This is a genomic window from Pseudonocardia halophobica (assembly GCF_027922425.1).
In the GTDB taxonomy this organism is placed as follows: Bacteria; Actinomycetota; Actinomycetes; order Mycobacteriales; family Pseudonocardiaceae; genus Pseudonocardia; species Pseudonocardia halophobica.
Genome location: NZ_BSFQ01000017.1, coordinates 130,053 through 150,660 on the forward strand (window position 1 = coordinate 130,053; position 20,608 = coordinate 150,660).

Genomic DNA, 20,608 nt, shown 5'->3' on the forward strand with positions numbered 1-20,608 from the left:
ACCGCTCACGCGGACCCCTCCGCCGACGACACGCGCAGGGCGACGGCGTCGGCCGGGACGGTCGGGTAGGCCTTGCGCAGCTCCGGCTTGGCGATCTTCCCGGAGAAGGTGCGGGGGAGCGGCCCGGCGGCGACCGCGAAGCGTGGCCGCTTGAACCCGGCGAGGTCGCCGCGGGCTTTCTCGGTGAGGCGGTCGAGCACCGGGTCGGGATCGCCCGCGCAGTGCACGACGAGCATCGGGACCTCGCCCCACCGTTCGTCCGGCACCCCGATCACGGCCAGCTCGGTGACGCCCTCGACCCCGGCCAGCACCCGCTCGATCTCCGCGGGGTACACGTTGATGCCACCCGAGATCAGCATGTCCTTGGTGCGGTCGACCACCTTGAGGTAGCCGCGCTCGTCCATCGCGCCCAGGTCGCCGGACCGCAGCCAGCCGCCGGGGAGCACGGTCGCGGCGGTGGCCTCCGGGTTGCGCCAGTACCCGCGCATCACGTGTGCCCCGCGCACCAGGATCTCGCCGACCTCGCCGGACGCGGCGGTCTCGGCCGGGTCGGTTGCGGCGATGCGGATCGTGGTCCCCATGATCGCCTTGCCCGCGTACCCCGGGTACGTCGCGGCGTCCTCCGCCCGCAGCGCGCTGATCAGGCCCGAGGCCTCGGTCATCCCGTAGACCTGCACGAGGGAGACGCCCCGCTCGCGGTAGGTCTCGAGCAGGTCCAGCCGCACCGGCGCCCCGCCCACCGCGGCGGACACCAGCGAGGAGAGATCGCGCCGGGTGAAGTCGGGCGACTGCGCCATCCGCTCCCACAGCACGGGCACGGTCGTGAGCGCCGAGATCCGGTGCCGCTCGATCATGTCGAGGTAGCGGTCCGGGTCGAAGTCCCGCTCCAGCACCATCGTGCCGCCCGCGTACACGGTGAACTGCATGAAGCAGGAGATGACGGCCCCGGTGTAGACGAGCGGGACGGCGACCAGGATCCGGTCCCGCCAGCTCAGCCCCTCGGACACGACCTTGGCCTCGGCGGGGGCGAGGACGCTGCGGTGGGTCAGCACCGCGCCCTTCTGCACGCCCGTGGTGCCCGAGGTGTAGCAGAGGAACGCGGCGTCGTCGTCGGCGATCCCGACGGCCGGCGGCGTGGTCCCGGCCGACAGCAGCTCGGCGTACCCGGGCAGGTCGGAGCCGCCGAGGCACACGACGTCGAGGGGCTGCGCGGCGGCCGCGACCTCCAGGGCCGGGGCCAGCGCCTCCTCGGTGACCACGATGCGGCAGTCGGCGTCGAGCACGAGCGGAGCGAGCTCGCCGGCCGTGAGCCGCACGTTGAGCGGCACGCTGACGGCACCGAGCTTGAGCGTCCCGAGGATCACGTGGACGAGCTCGGGGCGGTTGCCCATCAATGCGCCCACGCGGTCGCCGGGCCGGACGCCCCGGGCCGCCAGGCCGGCGGCGACCGCGTCCGTCACCGCGTCGAGCTCGGCCCAGCTCTGCCGCACGTCCCCGCAGATCAGGGCCTCGTGTTCGGGCCGCCAGTGACCCCAGAAACGCACCAGCTCGGCGAGGTTCACGGCGCACCACTCCAGTCGGCGTCGACGGTGGTCCGGACGTGCCGTCGGGAGCGGCGCGACCGGGCGGACTCACCCGAGCGGGTGGCCGCTCCGACCCTGACACATGAGACAGTCTGCGTCAATCGTCTCGCAGGCGATCAGGTGGTGTGGACGATCAGCACGTCGACCCCGGCGTTGCGTGCGGCGTCCCCGGGGACGGAGCCGAGCAGGCGTCCGACCAGGCTGCCGAGCCCCCGGTTACCGACCACGAGCAGGTCCGCCGCGTTGTCCTTCACCGCGCGGGTCAGGACGTCGACGGGGTCGCCGTCGGCGGCCGAGGTGCTGATCCGGTCGGCCGCGATCTCGCGGGCGGCGTGGTCGCGCGCGGTCCGGAGGGTCTCCTCGGCAGGCGTCCAGCCGTGGACGAGGTGGGCCTCCTCCTTGAGGACGTCGTCGGCCGGACCGGTGTCCTTCTCGCTCGGGTGGTACGCCGACACGATCACGAGGCCGGCGTCGTGGGCGCGGGCGACGGCCGCGGCCCGGGTGACCGCGGCGTAGGAGGTGTCGGAGCCGTCGGTGCCGACGACGACGGTGGAGTAGGCGGGCATCGGTGCCTCCTGGGTCGGTGGTCTCAACGGACCTGCGGCAGCTGGGTGGTCGGGTCGTCGTCCGGACTGACCCTCGGGAGCGTGCGGGTCGGGTCCTCCGGCCGGCCGTAGGGCGCCGCGCCGACGGCCTGCGCGCGCTCCTGCGGGGCGCCGTTCTCCCCGAACGAGCGGCGGATGGCCTCCTGGGCCGCGGGCGGGAGGGTGTGCAGCATGTCCCGCACCCGCTTCTGCCGGCGGGCGACGGCCTTGCGCTCGGGCAGCCCGGCGGTGGCTTGCAGCTGGGGCTTGATCGGGGGCAGCCCGTCGAGCTCGTCGACCTCGGCCATCTCGCGGGCGGCCTGGGCGGTGTCCTTCTCCTCGGACATGCCGATGGGGCCCTGGCGGCGGCCGTTGAGGAACTGGGCGACGACGGGGTCGTCGCTGGTGAGCAGGACCTCGCGGGGGCCGAACATGGCGAGGTGCTTGCGGTAGAGCATGCCGATGTTGTCCGGCACGGTCTGGGCGGTGTTGATGTCGTGGGTGACGATGAGGAACGTGGAGTCGGTCTGCGCGTTCAGGTCGATGATCAGCTGGTTGAGGTAGGCGGTGCGGACCGGGTCGAGGCCGGAGTCCGGCTCGTCGAACAGGATGATCTCGGGGTCGAGGACGAGCGCGCGGGCGAGGCCGGCGCGCTTGCGCATGCCGCCGGAGATCTCGCCGGGCAGCTTCATCTCGTCGCCCTTGAGGCCGACCATGTCCATCTTCTCCATGACGATGTCGCGGATCTGCGACTCGCTCTTCCTGGTGTGCTCGCGCAGCGGGAAGGCGATGTTGTCGTAGAGGTTCATCGAGCCGAACAGGGCGCCGTCCTGGAAGAGGACGCCGAAGAGCTTGCGCAGCTCGTACAGCTTGGACTCGTTGCACCGCACCAGGTCGGTGTCGTGGATGACGATGGAGCCCATCTCGGGCTTGAGCAGCCCGATCAGCGACTTCAGGAACACCGACTTGCCGGTGCCCGAGGGTCCGAGCAGGACCGACACCTCGCCCGGGGGCAGGGTGAGGGTGACGTCGGACCAGATGTTGGCACGGCCGAAGGACTTGGACAGTCCTTCGACGGTCACCTCGACACCGGGCATGGGAGCACCTCCGTGGGCTCGTCGCGCGGGTTCGGCACCCAACCTAAAGGTCCTAGGGACGTGCGGTACGCTGTGGTGTGCGTCACCGGCTGTCGTCCCGTGTCCTTCGTCGGGGCCCTGACCTGCGGTTCCGGATGGTTTGATACGTACAACGCAATCTGTCAGATGAAGCATCGTGAGCGCGGTGGCTTTCACCTGGACGTGTGGGAATCGGCGGTATATCCCCAGCTCACCGCACCGATGGCCCAGGATTGGGGCTCATCCGACGTTACGAAGAACGTAACTTGTTGCGTCACCCGTCGTTGAGTCCTTCTGAACGGACGCCGAGCCCCCGATCGTGGCGCCCGACGCGCAAGGCCCGTCCCCGCGTAGTCCCCGCAGTCTCAGTGCAGAGGCCCAGATGCAGCAGCTCCCCACCGCATGCCGGCCGCGCCTCGCTCCGTCCTCCCGGACGGGGGCGTGATGGCCGCGCCCACGCTCACCCGCGTCGTCAAACCCATCGGCGGCTTCTTCGCGTTCACGCTCGACACGTTCGTGGCGATGTTCAAGCCGCCCTTCCAGTGGCGCGAGTTCATCCAGCAGACCTGGTTCGTCGCGAGCGTCTCGCTCGGCCCCGCGATCCTGCTGGGCATCCCCTTCGTCGCCCTGGTGACCTTCCAGTTCAACCTGATCCTGGTCGAGATCGGCGCGATCGACCTGTCCGGCTCGGGCTCGGGCTTCGCCACGGTCACCCAGATCGGCCCCGTCGCGACGACGTTCATCATCGCCGGCGCCAGCTCGACGGCGATCTGCGCGGACATCGGCGCCCGCAAGATCCGCGAGGAGCTCGACGCGATGGAGGTGCTCGGCATCGACACCGTCCAGCGCCTCGTCGTCCCCCGCGTGCTGGCCACGGCGGTGAACGCCTTCCTGCTCAACGGCGTCATGATCCTCATCGGGCTGTCCGGCGGGTTCGTGTTCGGCGTGTTCCTGCAGGGCGCCTCGCCGGGGCAGTACGTCGACTCGATGAAGCTGCTGGTCGGCTTCCCCGACCTGGTCCACGGCGAGATCCGCGCCGTGGTCTTCGGCGTGGTCGGCGCGCTCATCGGCTGCTACCGCGGCATGACCTGTGCCGCCGGGCCGCGCGGCGTGGGCAACGCGGTGAACGAGACCGTCGTCTACACGTTCCTCGCGCTGTTCCCGATCAACATCCTGCTCACGCAGATCCCCTACTCGCTCGGCATCGTCGGAGGGCACTGAGATGGCGCAGATGGGTGCGCGCTCGGTCGCCGAGAGCGCGAAGCGGCTCCTCACCGGCCCGCTGCGGCTGCTCGACGACCTCGGCCGGCAGGCCGAGTTCTACGGCAGGTCGATCGCCTGGACCCCGAAGGCGGTCAAGAGCTACAAGACCGAGCAGGTCCGGCTCATCGCCGAGGTCGGCATGAGCTCCGGGGCGCTCGCCGTGATCGGCGGCTCCTCGGTGATCACTCTGTTCATCACGCTGTTCGCCGGGGTCACCGGCGGCGTCCAGACCTTCGACGCGCTGCAGAACCTGCAGCTCGAGGCGCTCGGCGGGTTCGCCTCGGCGATCATCAACCCGCGGCTGCTCACCCCGATCGTCGCCGGCGCCGCGCTGGCGGCCACCGTCGGTTCCGGGTTCACCGCGCAGCTCGGTGCGATGCGGGTGTCGGAGGAGATCGACGCGCTGGAGGTCATCGGCGTCCGGTCGCTGCCGTATCTGGTCACGACGCGGCTGGTCGCCGGGATGATCACCATCATCCCCATCTTCGCGATGGCGATGTGCGGGGCGTGGATCGGCTGGAAGCTGACCCAGGTCAACTTCTTCGGGCTGTCCGAGGGCACCTACGACCACTACATGGACACGTTCATGCAGTGGCAGGACGTGCTCTACTCCTTCGCCCAGGCCGTCGGGATCGCCGTGGTGGTGATCCTGATCCACACCTACTACGGCTACACCGCCTCCGGCGGCCCCGCCGGGGTGGGACGTGCGGTGGGCAAGGCCGTGCGCACCTCGCTGATCGCGGTCCTCGCCGTCGAGCTGGCCATCTCCATGGCGCTCTACGCCGACTCCGACGCCTTCCGGATCTCGGGATAGCGGCATGACGAACTCGATCAAGCTCAAGGTCTACGCCCTGATCCTGCTGGGCGTCATCGGCGGGTTCGCCGCGCTCTGCGTCGCCGTCTACAACAAGGCCTTCACCTCGACCGTGCCCGTCTACGTGCGCGCCGACCGGACCGGCCTGCAGATGTACCCGGGCAACCGGGTCCAGCTACTCGGCGTCGACGTCGGCGAGGTCGGCGCCGTCGCCCTCGACGAGGGCGGCGGGACCGTCGAGATCACGCTGAAGATGGACCCGGACACGCTCGACGCCATCCCGGCCAACGCCGGGGTGCAGCTCAACCAGCTCACGGCGTTCGGGGCGAAGACGGTCGGCATCACCGTCCCGGAGCAGCCCTCGTCCGTGCGCCTCGCGGCGAACGACACGCTCATGACCGACCGGGTCACGGTCGAGGTCAACACCCTGTTCGACCACCTCGACTCCGTGCTCACGACGTTGCAGCCGGACAAGGTCAGCGCCTTCCTCGGGAACATGGCCCAGGCCCTGCAGGGCCGCGGCGCACAGATCGGCGAGACCGCCGGCGAGCTCGAGGCCTACCTGCGCCGGTTCAACGAGAACCTCCCGGACCTGCAGCGGACGCTGGCCAGCGGCGCGGACCTGACCGACCTCTACGCCGACATCGCGCCGGACCTGACGCACCTGCTCGACGACGCGGCCTTCACCAGCCGCACCGTCGTGGACCAGCAGGCCCAGCTGGACAGCTTCTTCTACCAGGTCACCCGCCTCTCCGGGGTCGGCGCGGACTTCTTCCGGCACAACGGCGACGACCTGGAGGAGGTCGTGCGCACCGGCCTGCCGACCACCGACCTGCTCCGCGAGTACTCGCCGGAGTTCGCCTGCTTCATCCAGGGCATGGACGAGGGCCGCAAGCGCCTCGAGAAGACCCAGGGCGACACGGTGCCCGGCCTGGTCGGCAACACGACCTTCGAGCCGGGCGACCGCGCCTACGACGGGCCGCCGGTCGTCGCGGCGACGGGCGGTCCGAACTGCAACGGCCTGCCCTCCGTCGACGGTCTGAGCACGCCGCCGGAGCTGCTGCGCAACGTCGACAAGGGCGGCGAGCCGAACCCGGAGCCCGGCGACAACACCCTCCGGATCGGCGACCCGCCGCTCGTGGCCCAGCTGTTCGGCCCGCTCGCGGCGCAGGGCACGGCGCAGCAGGGAGGTGAGCGATGAGCAGCAGCAACGCGCAGGCCATCGCCGCGCCGCTCACGAAGAGCATCGTCTTCGTGGTCGTCACCCTCATGGTGCTCGGCCTGATCGGGTTCGAGCTGTCCGGCGGCGGCTGGTTCTCCGCCACCAAGGAGTACTCGGCGGTCTTCCGGGACACCTCGGGGCTGCGGCCCGGGGACTCCGTCCGGATCGCCGGGGTGAAGGTCGGCAAGGTCTCCGACGTCGAGGTGTACGACAACACCCAGGGCAAGGTGACCTTCGACGTCGAGGCCGACCGGACCCTGCCGCAGGGGGTCCTGGCCTCCGCCCGGTACCTCAACCTCACCGGCGACCGGTACCTGGCGCTGAGCGAGGGCCCGGGCAGCACCGCCCCGTTGGAGGAGGGCGCCACGCTCCCGGTCGCGCAGACCACGCCGGCGCTCGACCTGGACGTGCTGCTCGCCGGCTTCAACCCGCTGTTCGAGGGCCTGGCCCCGGAGAAGATCAACTCGCTGACACAGGACGTCATCTCGGTGTTCCAGGGCGAGGGCGGCACGATCGAGTCCCTGCTGGCCCGCGCGGCCTCGCTGACCAACACCCTCGCCGACCGCGACCAGGTGATCGGGCAGGTCGTCACCAACCTGAACACGGTCCTGGGCACCCTGGACCGCCGCGCTCCCGAGCTGGCGCAGACGATCGACCAGCTCCAGGAGCTGACCAGCGGGCTCAACGACGACCGCGGCCGGATCGGACAGTCCTTCACGGACATCGACCGGCTGGTCACGGGTACCGACGAGCTGCTCGGCAAGCTCCGCGGTCCGCTGAAGGGGACGGTCGACCAGGTCGACCGCGTCGCCACGCTCGTGAACGAGGGCCAGGAGGCCGTCGACACCAACCTGTCGCTGCTGCCCGGCGCCTACCTCCGGGTCAGCCGCCTCGGGTCCCGCGGCGCCACCTACAACCTGTTCATCTGCTCCCTGCGGCTCAAGCTCACCGGGCCCGACGGGCAGCCGATGTACACGCCGTGGGTCGGCCCGTCGGACAACGTCGACCGCTGCAAGCCGGGCATCGAGCCGCTCGAGACCCCGGAGCAGCGCGAGGCCTACGACCCGGTCGTCGAGGAGCGCCGGGAGAACCCGCCGGGCACCGGACCGGGGGAGAACCCGAACCCGGTCGACGCCCCGGCCCCGCAGCCGCAGGCCCAGGAGGGAGAGCGATGAAGCTCCGGTTCCGGGAGAAGAACCCCGTCGTCATCGCGATCGCCGGCCTGGCCGGGCTGCTGGTGCTGCTGTTCGGGTCCTTCCAGCTGGCCGCCCTCCCGGTGTTCGCCGGCACGAGCTACGAGGCCCGGTTCGCCGAGGGCGGCGGGCTGAAGGCCGGCGACCGCGTCAAGGTCGCCGGGACCGAGGTCGGCAAGGTCAGGTCGGTGGACCTCGAGGGCGCCGATGTCGTCGTCACCTTCACGGCCAAGGGGGTGACGCTCGGGGACGCCACCCGGGCGGCGATCAAGACACAGACCCTGCTCGGCGAGCGGAACCTGGGTCTTGAGCCTGCCGGCGACGGGGAGATGGGCTCCGGCGACACGATCCCCGTGGAGCGCACCACCTCGCCGTACAGCGTCACCCAGGGCATCGAGGACCTGACGCGACGGACGGGCGAGGTCGACATGGACCAGCTCGGCCAGGCCATGGACACCTTCTCCGACGCCTTCTCCGACACCCCGGACGAGATCGCGCCGGCCTTCGCGGGCATCACCCGGATCTCGCAGACGATCGCCTCGCGGGACCGGGCGCTGCGGGAGCTGTTCGACCACGCGGAGAAGGTCACCGACGTGCTGCAGAGCCACACGGGGCAGCTGACGACCCTGCTGGTCGACGGCAACACCCTGCTGCAGGAGCTGGAGCAGCGCCGGGAGGCGATCCACAGCCTGCTGGTGAACACGAAGGCGGTCGCCGACCAGATCGTCGGGCTGACCGAGGAGCAGCGCGACCGCCTCGCCCCGGCGCTCGACCAGCTCAACTCCGCGATGGACGTGCTCAAGCGCAACGAGGGCAACATCGTGTCCTCGGTCCAGCGGGTGTCGAGCTTCATCACGGGTCTCGGCGAGGGCCTGTCGACCGGCCCGTACTTCACCGGGCACGGCGACCTCTCGGGGCTGGCGCCCACGCTGTTCCCGGTCAGCGACTACATCCCCAGCCTCACGGTGCCGAACAACCCGGCCGCCGGGGCGGTGCCGGAGCTGCCGGCCCCGTCGAACCTCATCGGACTGGGAGGCAACTGACATGGGCTCCCGTACCGCAGCGCTGGTCAGGGCGACCGGCACGGTCACGAAGGTCCTGGCCGTGGTCGTCGTGGCACTGCTGATCGGCGCGGTCACCGTCCTGCTCGTGAACGGCGGCACCAAGACCGGGGTGGCGTACTTCGCCTCGGTCAAGAACGTCTACCCGAAGGACCGGGTCCGTATCCAGGGCGTCGACGTCGGCGAGATCACCGCGATCGAGCCGGCGGGCGACGCGGTCAAGGTCAGCTTCGACTACGACTCGAAGTACGACCTGCCCGCCGACGTGAAGGGCGCGATCATCTCGCCCACCCTCGTCGCCACGCGGTTCCTGCAGCTCGCGCCCGCCTACACGGGCGGGCCGGTCCTGGAGGACGGCGGCGTGATCCCCGAGGGCCGGACGGCGTCCCCGCTCGAGTTCGACGACCTGAAGAAGGAGCTCGGGAACATCTCCTCGGCCCTCGGGCCGGAGGGCGTCGACAAGGACGGGGCGCTCAAGCGCTTCGCCGACACCGTCGCGGCCAACGCCGCGGGCGGGCAGGGTGCGAAGTTCAACGAGATGGTGCGGCAGGCCTCGGCTGCGGTGCAGACCCTGACCGACGGTCGCGAGGACCTGTTCGGCACGGTCCGCAACCTGCAGGCCTTCGTGACCGCGCTGTCCGCGCTCGACGACCAGATCGTGGAGTTCAACGGGCGGCTGTCCACCGTGTCGTCGTTCCTGAACGACAACACCGACGAGCTGACCCAGGCCCTGCAGGGCATCGACGCGGCGGCCCGGGCCGTGGACGAGTTCGTCGACACCAACGGCGCCCCGCTGAACACCGCCGTCGACAAGCTCGGGCACTTCACCCGCACCCTCGCGAACAGCCGCGACGACCTCGCCACGATCCTCCACGTCGGACCGAGCACGCTGATGAACCTGTTCAACATCTACTCGCCGCGCAGCGGGTCGCTCTCCGGCGCGCTGGTCGTGGACAACCTCAACACCCCGGCGGACTTCATCTGCTCGGCCTACTCGGTCGCGTACCAGAGCGTCGACGAGGGCGTGAAGTCCTGCAAGAGCTACCTCGGTCCGCTGCTCAACGTCCTGCGAGTGCAGCAGCCGCCGGCGAACCTGAACCCGCTGCTCGTGCCCGGGGGCGGCGCGAACCAGCCCGACCCCGGCCCGATCGACCCGGCGCCGCCGGTCGCCGAGCAGCCGGCGCAGCTGCCGCCGCCGGTCGACGTGCCGGGCCTCGGTGGCCTGCTCGTCCCGAACGGGGGCAACTGATGCGCACCTTCCGCAGGACGGCCGTCGCCGCGGCGCTGGTCGCCTCGACGCTGCTGCTGAGCGGCTGCGACTACAAAGGCCTCAACGACTTCACCCTCCCCGGCGCGGAGGGCACGGAGGACGGCTCCTACCGCGTCCAGATCGAGATGCGGGACGTGGCGGACCTGGTGCCGAACAACCCCGTCCGGATCGGGGACGTGACCGTCGGCAACATCGAGAAGATCGAGCTCGACGGCTGGAAGGCCCTGGTCACGGTCACGCTCGACCCGGACGTGACGCTCCCGGCCAACGTCACGGCCAAGGTCGGCCAGGTCAGCCTCCTCGGCGCCAAGTTCGTCGAGCTGGACCAGCCCGCGGAGCCGGCGCCACAGCTCGTGGCGGCCGACTCGCGGATCCCCTTGGCCCAGAGCGGCAAGTACCCGGAGACCGAGCAGATCCTGGCGTCGGTCGCCGCCCTGCTCAACGGCGGCGGGCTGCAGCAGCTCAAGACCATCACGACCGAACTGGACAAGGCGCTCGACGGGCGCACCGACCAGTACCGCAGCCTGCTCGGGCAGCTGGACACCTTCGCCGGCGGACTCGACGACCAGAAGCAGGACATCGTCCGGGCCATCGACGGCCTCGACCGGCTGTCGGCCCGCTTCGCCGAGCAGAACTCGGCGATCGAGGGCGCGCTCGACTCCATCCCGCCGGCACTCCGGGTGCTGAACCGCGAACGGGACAAGCTGACCGGGACGCTGACCGCGCTCGGCGACTTCGGGGTGGCCGCCGACGACGTCGTCCAGCGGACCGCGGACGACCTCGCGGCCAACGTCGCGAACCTCGAGCCCGCGTTGCGCGGCCTCGCGGACTCCGGACGGTCGCTGACCGACTCGCTGGGGCTGCTGGGGACGATCGTGTTCCCGCTCAAGGGCTTCTCGGAGACCTTCCGGGGCGACTACGTGAACTTCTGGCTCACCCTGGACCTCACGCTGTCCACCCTGGACCGCAACTTCCTCACCGGGACCCCCTTCGCGGGCAGCCTCGGGAACTTCGAGAAGGTGCTCGCGGGCACCGGGGGCGCGGCGCTGCAGAACGCGAACCCGCTGCTGGCGCCGGTCCAGCCCGGCCCGGACGGACAGCCGCCCGCCGTGCCGGTCCCGGACGTCGCCGGGGATCTGCTGCCCAGCGGCGGAGGGGTCGCCGGGTCGCAGCCCGCGAGCCGGCCGACCGATCCGCCCGCGCCGCCGTCGGGGGAGCCGGTCCCGCCGGACGAGCGGCCCCCGGGCGACCCCGGACCCGGCCCGGTCGGCGGCCTCGTCGGCGGCCTGACGGGAGGCAACTGACATGCTGATCTCACGCTTCGTCAAGGTGCAGCTGCTGATCTTCACGGTGCTCACGCTGGTCGCCGCATTGCTGATCGTGTTCGTGTACGTCCGGGTGCCCAGCCTGCTCGGGATCGGCCGCATCACCGCCACCGCCGAGCTCCCGGCGGCGGGCGGCCTGTACCCGAACGCCAACGTCACGTACCGGGGCGTGACGGTCGGGAAGGTGACGGCGGTCGACCTCTCCGACGGCCACGTGGTCGCCTCGATGTCGATCGACGCGTCCCGCCTGCCCGCGGCCGACAGCCGCGCCGAGGTGCACAGCGTCTCGGCGATCGGCGAGCAGTACCTGGACCTGATCCCGCCACCCGGGAACGCCGGGCCGGAGCTCGCCGACGGCGACGTGATCCCGCTGTCCCGCACCTCGATCCCGCCGGCGACCGCCGACGTGCTGCAGTCCGCGGACGGGCTGCTCGCCTCGGTCCCGCCGGAGCAGATGCAGTCCACGCTCGACGAGTTCGCCGCGGCCTTCGACGGCATCGGGCCCGACCTCGGCCGGCTGATCGACAACACGCAGACGCTGGTGCGGACCGCGCAGGGGAACTACGAGCCCACGCAGAAGCTGCTGCAGGACTTCCAGCCCTTCGCCGACCCGCAACTGGTGTCGAGCGACGCGATCCGCGGCTGGAGCCGCGATCTCGCCGGGTTCTCCCAGGCCCTGCGCGACAACGACCCCGCGCTGCGGAGCGTGCTCACCGAGGGCTCGACCGCGGCCGGCAAGGCGACGGACCTGCTCAAGGACCTGAGCCGGACGACGCCCACCCTGCTGTCGACGACCGGCGTGCTGACCCGGCTCGCCGAGGCCTACCACGCGCCGATCGAGCAGGTCCTGGTCGTCTATCCGATGTGGGCCGTGGTCAACCAGATGATCGTGCCCAAGGACCAGCCCGGCGCCCTGCGGTTCAACCTCGAGACGAACGTGAACCCGCCGAGCTGCGTCGAGGGCTGGACCTCGCCGGACCAGCCCGGTGGCGCGCGGAACTCCTCCGAGCTGGGGGACCTGCCGCTGCCGCAGAACAGCTACTGCAAGCTGCCCCAGTCCGACCCCACGCTGGCGCGCAGCGCGCGGAACCTGCCGTGCTTCGAACCCGGGTCACCCCCCGGCCGGCGCGCGGCGACCATCTTCCAGTGCCGAGGCAGCGGGTACAGCCCCGAGGCCGCCGGGCGGCTCACGCTCGAGCCGCGGACGGCCCTCGACGGACAGCCCGCCTTCGCCGAGCCACTCGCCGCCATCGGCGCGAACGGCACTCCGGCACCGACGCCCGAGGAGCTGACATGGCACTCACTTCTGCTCACCGGGGCGGGCGCATGACCCGCCGCGGTGCGAGCCCACCGCCCGTGCCCACGTGGGAGGACGGCGTCGTCGACGACGACGTCGACGTGGCCGCCGAGACCCCGACCGAGGTCGGTCCACAGGCGCGGGAGGACCGCGCGGAGGACGGGCAGGCGACCACGGTGCTGCCCGCCGCCGACGAGACCGAGCCTGCGGGGGAGTCGTCGGACGCCGGGGCGGCGGATCCGGAGCCGCCACTCCGGGGGCGCGGGCCGGCCGGCCTGGTCGCCCTGCTGGTGGTGACCGTGCTGCTCCTCGCCGCGGCGATCACCGCGGGTGTGTTCTGGGCGAACGGTGCTGCGAAGCAGGCCGACCGCGAGAACGCCCTGTCCGCGGCCCGCCAGACCGCCGTGAACCTCACGACGATCGACTTCAACCACGCCGAGGACGACGTCCGGCGCGTGCTCGACGGCTCCACCGGCGACTTCGGCGGCCTGTTCACCCAGAACATCGACTCCTACGTCGGGGTGGTCAAGGACGGCGAGGTCGTCACGACCGGCGAGGTGACCGAGGCCGGCGTCGAGAAGTACGACGGCGACACCGCGAGCGCAGTCGTCGCCGTGAGGACCACGGTCAGGAACAAGACCGTGCCGAACGGTGAGCAGCGCTTCTACCGATTGGTGGAGCAGATGGAGAAGCACGACGGCCGCTGGCTCGTCTCGCGGGTGGAGTTCGTGCCGTGAGCCGGGTGGGTGGAGCGCTGGCCGCCGCGGGCGGAGGCGTCGGGACCGGAGCCCGGGCGGTCGGCAGCGGAGCGCGGTACGCCGTGCACCTGCCGGGAGCGGCCTGGGCGGGGGCACGACGGCGGCCCCGGCGGGCCTTCGCCGTGCTCGGTGTGGCGGCGGTGGTGCTCGCGCTCGTGGCCGGGCTGTTCGCCTTCTTCGCCATCCGGCAGTTGCAGGTGGAGAACGCGCGCACGGCGGCGACCGCCGCGGCCGAGCAGAAGGTCACCGACCTGCTGTCCTACGACTACCGGTCGATCGCGACCGACCAGGACGGCCGCACGGCCATGCTGACCGGGCAGTTCAAGGACGACTACGGGTCACTGCTCAAGGACGTCGTGGCCCCGGCCGCCGCGCAGCAGCAGCTGACGACCCGCTCGAACGTCGTCTCGACGTCCGTCGTCGGCACGGACGGCACCGACACCGTCACGCTGCTCATGTTCCTGAACCAGACCACGCAGTCCTCGGCCAAGCCCGATCCGACCCTCTCGGGCAGCCGCCTGCGCGTGACCGTGCAGGAGGTCGACGGGAACTGGCTCGTGTCGGAGATGACCCCGGTCTAGACAGCCGGGGACGGGACGTCCCCAGCCCCTCTCCCCGGCTCGTGAGGCCGGGCGGCCCACGCACCCGGCCGCCCGGCCTCGCGGCGTCAAGGCTCGTGATGGTGAGACAGAAAACGTTGCGTGTCTCGAACGTGCGTCGTTACGGTCCGGGGGACCGGGCCGCACGGAGGCGGCACGCGGAACGGAGAACGACCAGTGGAAGCGACCCTCGACCGGCCCGACTTCTTCGTCGGCGGCGACTGGCGCACCCCCGCGGGTGACGAGGTCACCGAGATCCTCGAGGCCGCCACCGGGAAGCCGCTCGGGACCGCCGCGCTGGCCGCGTCGACCGACGTCGACGCCGGTGTGGCGGCCGCGCACGACGCCTTGCGCGGTCCGTGGGGCCGCACGACGGGGGCCGAACGGGCGGAGGTGATCCGCCGCTTCGGGGCGGCGCTGAAGGCCCGGGGTAGGGAGACGGCCCAGCTGGTGAGCCGCGAGAACGGCATGCCGCGGGCGATGTCGGTGGGCGCCAACGGGTTCGCCCCGGCGATCATGTTCGACTACTACGCCGGGCTGGCCGCGGGGCTGGACGCCGACGACGTGCGCCACGGCCCCCTGGCCCGCACCCGCGTCCGCCGCGAGCCCGCCGGCGTCGTCGCCGCGATCACCCCCTGGAACTATCCGCAGGCCCTCGCGGCGATGAAGCTCGCACCCGCACTGGCCGCGGGCTGCACGGTCGTGCTGAAGCCGTCCCCGGAGACCGCGCTCGACGCCTACGCCTTCGCGGACGCGGCGGCGGAGGCCGGGCTCCCGCCCGGCGTGCTGAACGTGCTCCCCGGCGGCCGCGAGGCCGGCTCATACCTGGTGGAGCACCCGGGCGTGGACAAGGTGGCGTTCACCGGATCCACGGCTGCCGGGCGCGCAATCGGGGAGGTCTGCGGACGGCTGCTGCGCCCGGTCACCCTCGAGCTCGGCGGGAAGTCCGCGGCCCTCGTCGCCGAGGACGCCGACCTGGACGTCTTCCTCGCCGCCCTGCCCGAGGTGTCGCTGGCCAACAACGGCCAGACCTGCCACGCGAGCACCCGGATCCTGGCGCCGCGCTCGCGCTACGCGGAGATCGTCGACGCCGTGACGGACACCGTGAAGTCCCTGCGCGTCGGTGACCCGCTGGAGAGGACCACCCAGATCGGGCCGCTGGTCAGCGCGGCCCAGCGCGAGCGGGTGCTCGCCCATGTCGACGCCGGCCGTCGGAGCGGAGCGCGCCTGACGGCCGGCGGGTCCATCCCCGCCGACCGGCCGGAGGGCTGGTTCGTGGAGCCCACCGTGTTCGCGGACGTCGAGAACACCAGCCCGATCGCGCGCGAGGAGATCTTCGGGCCCGTCCTGGTGGTGACGCCCTACTCGGACGAGGACGAGGCCGTCGCCCTGGCCAACGACTCCGAGTACGGCCTCGGCGGCACCGTCTGGACCGCGGACCAGGAGCGCGGCGAGGCCCTGGCCGCGCGGATCGAGACCGGCACGGTGGGCGTCAACCACTACGCCCTGGACGTCCTCGGCCCGTTCGGTGGTGTCAAGGCCAGCGGGCTGGGGCGGGAGCTGGGGCCCGAGGGCCTCGCCCCGTACGTCGCGCTGAAGTCCGTCTACCTGCCCCCGGAGGCCCGATGACCAGCCCGGACACGACCACCGAGCCCGCTGCGCTCTTCGAGCGCCGGGGCCACGTCGGCGTCGTCACCCTGAACCGGCCGAAGGCCATGAACGCGGTGAACGCCGCGCTGTCGATCGCCGCGGGCGCCGCGCTGGAGCAGGCGCAGCAGGACCCCGAGGTGCGGGTCGTGGTGATCACCGGCGCCGGGCGCGGGTTCTGCGCGGGCGCGGACCTCAAGGAGCTGGCCAAGGGCAACCGGATCGACGACCGCGAGCACCCGGAGTGGGGCTTCGGCGGGATCGTCCAGCACTGGATCGGCAAGCCCACGATCGCGGCGGTGAACGGCTACGCGATGGGCGGCGGCACGGAGATCATGCTGTCCTGCGACCTCGCGGTGATCGACGAGACGGCCTCGCTCGGGCTGCCGGAGGTCAAGCGCGGACTGTTCGCGGCCGCCGGTGGCGTCATCCGGCTGCAGCGCCAGATCCCGCTGAAGATCGCGCTCGAGACGATCTTGACCGGCGAGCCGATGTCGGCCGCGCGCGCCTACGAGTTGGGCCTGGTCAACCGGGTCGCCCCGCAGGGCACGGCCCTCGACGCGGCGCTGGAGCTGGCGGAGCTCGTCGCGGCCAACGCCCCGCTCTCGGTGCAGCAGAGCAAGCGGGTGGTGCACGAGACCTGGTCGGCCGGCTCGGACTGGGGCCCGGAGACCTGGGCGATCAACCGGGACGCGGTGAAGGTCGTGTTCACCAGCCGGGACGCCAGGGAAGGTCCCACGGCCTTCGCCGAGAAGCGCGACCCGGTCTGGGAGGGGCGCTGATGACGGGAACTGGGCTGAACTCCGCGATCGCCGGTCTCGGGCTGACCGAGATGGGCAAGGTGTACGGGCGGTCCTCGACCTCGCTCGCCGCCGAGGCGGTCAGGCTCGCCGTCGCCGACGCCGGGCTGGGCCTGGGCGACCTCGACGGGCTGCTCGTCAGCGCCGGGGTGAAGCAGGACGTGAACGTCAACCTCGCCGCCGTGCTCGGCCTGCACGACCTGGCGGTGCTCAACCAGGTCAACGCCTACGGGGCCACGGCAGGGGTCATGGTGGCGCAGGCTGCCCAGGCGATCGCCGCGGGTGCCGCGACCACCGTGGCCTGCGTGTTCGCCGACACCCCGCTCAAGCCGAAGCAGTCGGCCGGCGCGGCCTGGGGCTCCGGCGCGAAGCGGCCCGGCGCGCCTCGGAACCTGCGCGGCATGGCGGGCTGGTCCGTGAACTCCGGCGCCACCAACCCGAACATCCTCTATGCCCTGTGCGCAAGGCGGCACATGGAGCGCTACGGCACCACCTCCGAGCAGCTCGCCGAGATCGCCGTGGCGCAGCGGGCGTGGGCGGTGCACAACCCGCTCGCCCAGATGCGCGAGCCGCTCACGGTGGCCGACCACCAGGCGTCGCGCTGGATCGCCGATCCCCTGCACCTGCTGGACTGCTGCCTGGTCAGCAACGGAGCGGTCGCGGTCGTCGTGACCGCGGCGGACCGCGCGGCGTCCCTGGCGCAGCCGCCGGTCCACGTGTGGGGGTACGGCCAGGCCCACGCCCCCCGCCGCATGCACGCCGGGTCGGACTGGGGTCTGGTCACCCCCGCGGGAAGGTCCGGCCCGGCGGCCATGCGGATGGCGGGAATCGGGGTCGACGACGTCGACGTGGCCGAGCTGTACGACTGCTACACGTACACGGTCCTGGTCACGCTGGAGGACTACGGCTTCTGCGCCAAGGGCGAGGGCGGGGCGTTCGTGTCCGACGGGCGGCTCGCGCCGGGCGGGAAGCTGGCGTGCAACACCGGCGGCGGGCAGCTGTCGTCCTACTACATGTGGGGCTTCACGCCGCTCTCGGAAGCGGTCATCCAGGCGCGTGGCGACGGGGGAGTACGCCAGGCCCCGCGCAACGACGTCGTCCTGGTCAGCGGCAACGGCGGGATCCTCGAGCACCACTCCACACTGGTGCTCAGTCCACACGAGCGGGGCCCGCACGAGAGGACGGCGGCGTGAGCGGAGGCAGGGTGAGCAGCTTCCCCCTGGTCGAGCGGGACGAGGCGAGTGCGGCGTTCTACGACGCCGCGGCCCGCGGCGAGCTGCTGATGCAGCGCGGCCCGTCCGGCGCCGTGCTGCCGCCCGAGGCACGCACCGACCCGGACAGCGGGTCGGCGGATCTGGAGCCGGTGGTCGTGTCCGGGGAGGGCACTCTGGTCAGCTGGGTCGTGGTGCACCAGGCGCCGCTGCCGGCGCTCGCCGAGGCCGTGCCGTACGTCAGCGCCGTCGTGGAGCTGGCGGAGGGGCCGTGGCTGATGGTCCGGCTACTGGCCGACGATCCGGCCGGTCTGCGTGCCGGTGCGCAGGTCCGGGCGCGGTTCGTCCCGTCGGGCTCCGAGGAGGAGCCGGGCGAGGTCCTGCCCGTGTTCGAGCCGGTCTGAGCCGTGCCGACCGGTACGCTGACGGTCCGAACGGCGGGGGGATGAACGTGGGACGAGGACGGGGGCCCTTCGCGGGCGGCCCGGAGCAGGCACGGCGCCGGCTGGTCGCCGCGGCGGAAGAGTGCTTCCTCGCCTACGGCGTGCAGCGCACCACGATGGACGACATCGCCAAGCGCGCCGGGGTCTCAAGGCCCACCGTCTACCGGTACTTCGCCGACCGCGACGCGCTGATCGTCGAGGTCGTGTCCCGGCGCTCGCGGGCCTTCAGCGGGCATGCGCGCGAGTACATCGACAGCCGCACGACCTTCGCCGACAAGCTGGTCGACGGGCTGGCGTTCCTCATCGACGGCGGCCGCAAGGACCCCATCCTGCGGGCCCTGCTGCGGCCGGAGAACCTCGGCGCGGCCAGCGGGATCCTCACGTCGACGAACGTGGCGGAGAACCTCACCTACGAGATCTGGGAGCCCATCCTGTCGGCCGCCCAGGCCGCGGGGGAGATGCGCCCGGACGTCGACCTGCACGAGTTCTGCGCGCTGATGGCCGACCTCGAGCTGATGATGGTCAGCCGCGAGGACCTGTTCGACCCCGACGGCCCCACGGCCCGCGACCTCATCGGGGACTTCCTGCTGCCGGCGCTCGCGCCCGCGGGCTGATCCCGCGGGCGCGAGCCCTGCTCAGCCCGCCCGGGCCGCGCTGCGGTCGTACTCCACGGCGTGGTGCAGCGCGGGCACCACGAACCGCTCCATGAGACGCCGGTGGGAGGGGTCCTCCGCACCGAGCCGCTCGATGCGGCCCACCAGGATCAGCTCGACGAAGGTCAGCCAGGCGCAGAAGCGGTCGACGTCGAGGTCCGCGCGGACCTCACCGGCCTCCTGGGCCTCCCGCAGGATCGGGGCCCAGAGCTCGGCGGTGAGGTCCGTGGCCAGCTTCGGCGTGTCGCTGACGCGGTTGGCGACCTCGAGGAACTCGAGGCTGACGAGCTGCAGGACCATGGGGTCCCGCCGCCCGCTGTCCACCAGGAAGATCATCCCGTCGACCAGCTTCGCGTCGATGGTCGACCGGGTGTCGATGAACCGGCGGGCCCGGTCCAGCAGGTCCCGGGCCCGGGCGAGCAGGACACCGGTGATCAGATCGTCCCGCGTCGCGTAGTGCCGGTACACGGTGGGGCGGGAGACGCCGGCCTCCCGCGCGACGTCGTCCATCGTCGTCTTCGTGATACCGAGTCGGAGATAGCAGGACTCCGCGGCGAGCAGGATCGCCGTGGCCGGGTCCGTCACCCGGGCACGCGGTGCCCGCTTCCGCCCTCCCTCGGAGCCCTTCGCCATCGCCTTCCCCCTCCGTGCGCCCGTCGACGCTACCGGACGGGACTCGCCGGACAGCTCGGTGACCGTCCCCATATCAGGCGATCGTCCAGGTGTCGCGGCCGTCGAGCAGGCTCTGGAGGTCCGGGGCCCCGCCCCTCCGGGCCTCCTCGAGCTGGGCGCGGGCGGCGTCGTCGTAGGTGGTGCGGTCGACGTCGCGGAAGATCCCGGTCACGGTGTGGTTGAGGTCCTGGTCGGACAGCCGGGACAGGGCGAAGGCCAGCTCCAGGTTCGTGGCGTCGTGGACGACGATGTCGGCGGGGTCGAAGCTCGCGCCGTCGACGACCTCGAGCCGGAAGCCGCGCTGGATGACGGCGTACTGGCCGAGCCCGTCGTCGCCGACCGGTCCGAAGCGGATCGGCTCCCCGTGCCGGACCGGGACGAGCCGCTGGTCCTTGGTCTCCGGCTTGCGGAGCAGGTCGAAGGAGCCGTCGTTGAAGATCGGGCAGTCCTGGAAGATCTCGACCAGCGCCGACCCGCGGTGGGCGGCGGCGGCGCCGAGGACCTCGGTGAGGCCCTTGCGGTCGGAGTCCAGCGCCCGGCCCACGAAGGACGCCTCGGCACCCAACGCGAGGGAGATCGGGTTGAACGGGTGGTCGACCGAGCCCATGGGGGTGGACTTGGTGACCTTCCCGACCTCGGACGTCGGCGAGTACTGGCCCTTGGTCAGCCCGTAGATCCGGTTGTTGAACAGCAGGATCTTGAGGTTGACGTTGCGGCGCAGCGCGTGGATCAGGTGGTTGCCGCCGATGGACAGCGCGTCGCCGTCGCCGGTGACCACCCAGACGGACAGGTCGGGCCGGGAGACGGCCAGGCCGGTGGCGATGGTCGGGGCGCGGCCGTGGATGGAGTGCATCCCGTAGGTGTTCAGGTAGTACGGGAAGCGGCTCGAGCAGCCGATCCCGGACACGAACACGGTGTTCTCGCGGCGGATCCCCAGGGTGGGGAGGAACTGGCGCACCGCGGCGAGCACGGCGTAGTCGCCGCAGCCGGGGCACCAGCGGACCTCCTGGTCGGAGGTGTAGTCCTTGGCGGTCTGCTTGGCGTCGGTGGTCGGGACGAGGTCCAGCCCGCCGATCGACGGCAGACCCAGGTCGGTGC

20 protein-coding genes are annotated in these 20,608 nt (G+C 71.8%); 15 read left to right on the top strand and 5 right to left on the bottom strand.

Annotated elements, in window-relative coordinates; translation table 11 throughout:
* Positions 1–5 precede the first annotated feature (5 nt).
* The 3 genes from PKE99_RS20385 to PKE99_RS20395 form a co-directional block, all read right to left on the bottom strand.
* Positions 6–1,562: a class I adenylate-forming enzyme family protein gene (locus PKE99_RS20385; protein ID WP_037042680.1), complete on the bottom strand. Its 1,557-nt coding sequence runs from the start codon at positions 1,560–1,562 to the stop codon at positions 6–8.
* A gap of 137 nt (positions 1,563–1,699) precedes the next feature.
* Positions 1,700–2,149, bottom strand: a complete 450-nt coding sequence (locus PKE99_RS20390; RefSeq protein WP_037042677.1) for a universal stress protein — start codon at positions 2,147–2,149, stop codon at positions 1,700–1,702.
* 23 nt (positions 2,150–2,172) lie between these two features.
* Positions 2,173–3,264: an ABC transporter ATP-binding protein gene (locus tag PKE99_RS20395; RefSeq protein ID WP_037042675.1), complete on the bottom strand. Its 1,092-nt coding sequence runs from the start codon at positions 3,262–3,264 to the stop codon at positions 2,173–2,175.
* 462 nt (positions 3,265–3,726) lie between these two features.
* Between PKE99_RS20395 and PKE99_RS20400 the strand changes: the two genes are divergently transcribed.
* The 15 genes from PKE99_RS20400 to PKE99_RS20470 all read left to right on the top strand — a co-directional run bounded on the left by PKE99_RS20400 (position 3,727) and on the right by PKE99_RS20470 (position 18,799).
* Positions 3,727–4,503: an MlaE family ABC transporter permease gene (locus PKE99_RS20400; protein ID WP_037043073.1), complete on the top strand. Its 777-nt coding sequence runs from the start codon at positions 3,727–3,729 to the stop codon at positions 4,501–4,503.
* Between the two features lies 1 nt (position 4,504).
* A complete protein-coding gene (locus PKE99_RS20405; protein ID WP_037042673.1) occupies positions 4,505–5,359 on the top strand; it encodes an MlaE family ABC transporter permease in 855 nt (284 codons plus the stop codon).
* A gap of 4 nt (positions 5,360–5,363) precedes the next feature.
* Positions 5,364–6,560: an MCE family protein gene (locus tag PKE99_RS20410; RefSeq protein ID WP_051737033.1), complete on the top strand. Its 1,197-nt coding sequence runs from the start codon at positions 5,364–5,366 to the stop codon at positions 6,558–6,560.
* Positions 6,557–7,756: an MCE family protein gene (locus tag PKE99_RS20415; protein WP_063739690.1), complete on the top strand. Its 1,200-nt coding sequence runs from the start codon at positions 6,557–6,559 to the stop codon at positions 7,754–7,756. Before PKE99_RS20410 ends, PKE99_RS20415 begins: the two co-directional genes overlap by 4 nt.
* Positions 7,753–8,817, top strand: a complete 1,065-nt coding sequence (locus tag PKE99_RS20420; RefSeq protein WP_037042670.1) for an MCE family protein — start codon at positions 7,753–7,755, stop codon at positions 8,815–8,817. Before PKE99_RS20415 ends, PKE99_RS20420 begins: the two co-directional genes overlap by 4 nt.
* Position 8,818: 1 nt before the next feature.
* The gene (locus PKE99_RS20425) at positions 8,819–10,084 is read left to right on the top strand and encodes an MCE family protein (RefSeq protein WP_051737032.1); all 1,266 of its coding nucleotides are present in this window, start codon (positions 8,819–8,821) and stop codon (positions 10,082–10,084) included.
* Entirely contained in the window at positions 10,084–11,409 is a 1,326-nt protein-coding gene (locus tag PKE99_RS20430; RefSeq protein WP_051737031.1) for an MCE family protein, read from the top strand. The genes PKE99_RS20425 and PKE99_RS20430 overlap by 1 nt, the downstream gene beginning before the upstream one ends.
* Before the next feature lies 1 nt (position 11,410).
* Complete coding sequence (locus tag PKE99_RS20435; protein WP_051737030.1) at positions 11,411–12,760, top strand: MCE family protein; 1,350 nt, start codon at positions 11,411–11,413, stop codon at positions 12,758–12,760.
* Positions 12,761–12,786: 26 nt separating this feature from the next.
* On the top strand, positions 12,787–13,464 hold the full coding sequence (locus tag PKE99_RS20440; RefSeq protein WP_051737029.1) for an Rv1363c family protein: 678 nt from the start codon (positions 12,787–12,789) through the stop codon (positions 13,462–13,464).
* The gene (locus tag PKE99_RS20445) at positions 13,461–14,066 is read left to right on the top strand and encodes an Rv1363c family protein (protein ID WP_051737028.1); all 606 of its coding nucleotides are present in this window, start codon (positions 13,461–13,463) and stop codon (positions 14,064–14,066) included. The genes PKE99_RS20440 and PKE99_RS20445 overlap by 4 nt, the downstream gene beginning before the upstream one ends.
* A 195-nt stretch (positions 14,067–14,261) precedes the next feature.
* Positions 14,262–15,713, top strand: coding sequence for an aldehyde dehydrogenase (locus PKE99_RS20450; RefSeq protein ID WP_037042668.1), 1,452 nt, complete (start codon positions 14,262–14,264; stop codon positions 15,711–15,713).
* Positions 15,710–16,513, top strand: coding sequence for a crotonase/enoyl-CoA hydratase family protein (locus PKE99_RS20455; protein ID WP_037042666.1), 804 nt, complete (start codon positions 15,710–15,712; stop codon positions 16,511–16,513). The genes PKE99_RS20450 and PKE99_RS20455 overlap by 4 nt, the downstream gene beginning before the upstream one ends.
* Positions 16,513–17,724 carry a thiolase family protein gene (locus tag PKE99_RS20460; RefSeq protein WP_037042659.1) on the top strand — a complete coding sequence of 404 codons (1,212 nt, stop codon included), beginning with the start codon at positions 16,513–16,515 and terminating at the stop codon, positions 17,722–17,724. Before PKE99_RS20455 ends, PKE99_RS20460 begins: the two co-directional genes overlap by 1 nt.
* An 11-nt stretch (positions 17,725–17,735) precedes the next feature.
* Positions 17,736–18,146 carry a Zn-ribbon domain-containing OB-fold protein gene (locus PKE99_RS20465; RefSeq protein WP_037042658.1) on the top strand — a complete coding sequence of 137 codons (411 nt, stop codon included), beginning with the start codon at positions 17,736–17,738 and terminating at the stop codon, positions 18,144–18,146.
* A gap of 47 nt (positions 18,147–18,193) precedes the next feature.
* Positions 18,194–18,799 (top strand): TetR/AcrR family transcriptional regulator, encoded by a 606-nt coding sequence (locus PKE99_RS20470; protein WP_197040521.1) that lies wholly within the window; start codon positions 18,194–18,196, stop codon positions 18,797–18,799.
* Positions 18,800–18,820: 21 nt separating this feature from the next.
* Here the strand turns inward: PKE99_RS20470 and PKE99_RS20475 are convergent, their stop codons facing one another.
* Positions 18,821–19,423 (bottom strand): TetR/AcrR family transcriptional regulator, encoded by a 603-nt coding sequence (locus tag PKE99_RS20475; protein ID WP_051737094.1) that lies wholly within the window; start codon positions 19,421–19,423, stop codon positions 18,821–18,823.
* A 121-nt stretch (positions 19,424–19,544) separates the two neighbouring features.
* Positions 19,545–20,600 carry a 2-oxoacid:ferredoxin oxidoreductase subunit beta gene (locus tag PKE99_RS20480; protein ID WP_051737093.1) on the bottom strand — a complete coding sequence of 352 codons (1,056 nt, stop codon included), beginning with the start codon at positions 20,598–20,600 and terminating at the stop codon, positions 19,545–19,547.
* Positions 20,601–20,608: the final 8 nt, after the last annotated feature.

Coding starts and splice junctions, on each gene's coding strand:
- PKE99_RS20390 (WP_037042677.1), bottom strand. CDS start 2,149: ATGCCCGCCTACTCCACCGTCGTCGTCGGCACCGACGGCTCCGACACC.
- PKE99_RS20395 (WP_037042675.1), bottom strand. CDS start 3,264: ATGCCCGGTGTCGAGGTGACCGTCGAAGGACTGTCCAAGTCCTTCGGC.
- PKE99_RS20400 (WP_037043073.1), top strand. CDS start 3,727: ATGGCCGCGCCCACGCTCACCCGCGTCGTCAAACCCATCGGCGGCTTC.
- PKE99_RS20405 (WP_037042673.1), top strand. CDS start 4,505: ATGGCGCAGATGGGTGCGCGCTCGGTCGCCGAGAGCGCGAAGCGGCTC.
- PKE99_RS20410 (WP_051737033.1), top strand. CDS start 5,364: ATGACGAACTCGATCAAGCTCAAGGTCTACGCCCTGATCCTGCTGGGC.
- PKE99_RS20415 (WP_063739690.1), top strand. CDS start 6,557: ATGAGCAGCAGCAACGCGCAGGCCATCGCCGCGCCGCTCACGAAGAGC.
- PKE99_RS20420 (WP_037042670.1), top strand. CDS start 7,753: ATGAAGCTCCGGTTCCGGGAGAAGAACCCCGTCGTCATCGCGATCGCC.
- PKE99_RS20425 (WP_051737032.1), top strand. CDS start 8,819: ATGGGCTCCCGTACCGCAGCGCTGGTCAGGGCGACCGGCACGGTCACG.
- PKE99_RS20430 (WP_051737031.1), top strand. CDS start 10,084: ATGCGCACCTTCCGCAGGACGGCCGTCGCCGCGGCGCTGGTCGCCTCG.
- PKE99_RS20435 (WP_051737030.1), top strand. CDS start 11,411: ATGCTGATCTCACGCTTCGTCAAGGTGCAGCTGCTGATCTTCACGGTG.
- PKE99_RS20455 (WP_037042666.1), top strand. CDS start 15,710: ATGACCAGCCCGGACACGACCACCGAGCCCGCTGCGCTCTTCGAGCGC.
- PKE99_RS20460 (WP_037042659.1), top strand. CDS start 16,513: ATGACGGGAACTGGGCTGAACTCCGCGATCGCCGGTCTCGGGCTGACC.